This window comes from Microbacterium sp. CPCC 204701, from assembly GCF_004010105.1.
Taxonomy (GTDB): Bacteria; Actinomycetota; Actinomycetes; order Actinomycetales; family Microbacteriaceae; genus Microbacterium.
In genome coordinates this window covers 1-1,547 of record NZ_RRYE01000543.1, presented here as the reverse complement: position 1 = coordinate 1,547, position 1,547 = coordinate 1, and the positions used below count along the sequence as shown (strand labels likewise).

Genomic DNA, 1,547 nt, shown 5'->3' with positions numbered 1-1,547 from the left:
CCGGGGCCATCGTGGCGCGCGCGACCCCGATGACGAGCGCGTCGGCGTCGGCGAGCACCTGCAGCACCTCGTGCGCAGCGGGGCCTGGCAGCTCCTCCGAGAGCGAGTCGAGCGGCGCGGATGCCGGGATCACCGCGACGACGTCCACCCCCTCGCGCCGCAGGCCGTCGGCGAGCGGACCCCCGTGGTCGAGCGCGACGACGACCTTCACGAGCCCGCCCCCGTCGGCACGACGGACAGTGCCGCCTCGTCCGCCATGGCCGCGAGCGTGGCGGCGACGTCGGCGCGCGGGATCACCAGTTCGAGCGCGGCGGCTCCGCCGCCGATCATCGAGTCGTCGCGCGTGACCGACACCACCGTCGCGTCGGCGACCAGGATGCGCGGCTCATCGTACTCTCCCTGACCGAGCGGCGGCGCAGACCACACCTCGACGACCGTGCCGGCCGTCACCGACGCGGGGACGTCCACCGTGCTGCGGACGACCACGCTCGTGGTGCGCGCCGAGTCGGCGGCGCCGACGGATGCCGTCGGCACCAGTTCGCCCGCAGCGATGGTGCGCGTGGCGACCGCTGCGTCATCGAGATCGTCGGCGGAGACATAGGTGTCGCCGAGCGGCCCGAGCGCCACGTCCACCACGCGCAGGTCGCCCGCTGAGATCACCTCGCCCGGGACGATCGTGCGCGCTGCCGCGTATGTCGGAGCGGTCTGGCGCGCCGCCGCGACGACCAGCCAGACGCCCGCGACCGAGGCGACGACGAGGAGGATGCCGAGGAAGAACCTCGCATCGCCCCAGAAGGCGCGGCGCGGAGCTCGGACGTTTTCGGTGACGCTCATGCGTACATCGTGACCCAAACGCGGTCGGGCGCCCGTTCACTATCCACAGCCCCTGTCGCACCGATCCCCCTCCCCGTGAGCGGGGTCATAATGGGGGCATGTCCGATGACCCGACGTCCGGCACGCGTCTGCTGGCGCCCGCGCAGGTGGGCGAAGTGCTCGGCGTGTCGGTCGACGAGGTCATGGCGCTCGTCATGGAAGGGCGGCTGCGTGGGATGCGCGTCGGCGTCCCCGCGCGCTGGCGCGTCGACGCCACGAGCGTGTCGGAGTATCTCGACGAGCAGTCCGAGGAGGCCCGGCGCATGGCGCTGTGGCGCCAGTCGCAGACCGCGAGCTTCCCCGAGCTGTGGGGCACCGGCTTCGTCCGCAACCCGGACTGACCTGCGGGCGCCCCCGGCCAGGCGGCGCGGCGTGCATGCGGGGGTTATGCGCCCGTGGCGTCACGGGATCATCGGCGCCGCGTCCGCGCGCAGCCACGCGATCGACGCGAACGGAACGATCCGGTGGCCGGTGACGACATCTGCACGGCGTGGGGCGCCCGGCTCGTGCAGCGCGATGTCGAGGTGGTCGGCGCCCGCGCGATCGATCGTGCCCGTGAGCACGCGTCCGCCGCTGAGGGTCACGGCGACCCCTGCCCGCCGGCGCACGAGTTCGCGCAGCACGAAGCCGAAGGTGAGCCGGTCGGCCAGGGCCGACCGCGGCGGTGCCGGCCG

2 protein-coding genes and 2 pseudogenes are annotated in these 1,547 nt (G+C 73.9%); 1 reads left to right on the top strand and 3 read right to left on the bottom strand.

What is annotated here, in order from left to right; genetic code table 11:
• A pseudogene (locus tag EIO58_RS17680) lies at positions 1 to 211 on the bottom strand (hypothetical protein); the annotation flags it as partial.
• Positions 208 to 834 carry an SAF domain-containing protein gene (locus tag EIO58_RS17675; RefSeq protein ID WP_127820532.1) on the bottom strand — a complete coding sequence of 209 codons (627 nt, stop codon included), beginning with the start codon at positions 832 to 834 and terminating at the stop codon, positions 208 to 210. The pseudogene EIO58_RS17680 and the gene EIO58_RS17675, both read right to left, overlap by 4 nt.
• Before the next feature lie 98 nt (positions 835 to 932).
• On the opposite strand from EIO58_RS17675, the gene EIO58_RS17670 reads away from it, so the two are divergent.
• A complete protein-coding gene (locus EIO58_RS17670) occupies positions 933 to 1,214 on the top strand; it encodes a helix-turn-helix domain-containing protein (protein WP_127820531.1) in 282 nt (93 codons plus the stop codon).
• 60 nt (positions 1,215 to 1,274) lie between these two features.
• On the opposite strand, the pseudogene EIO58_RS17665 reads toward EIO58_RS17670, so the two are convergent.
• A pseudogene (locus EIO58_RS17665) lies at positions 1,275 to 1,547 on the bottom strand (hypothetical protein); the annotation flags it as partial.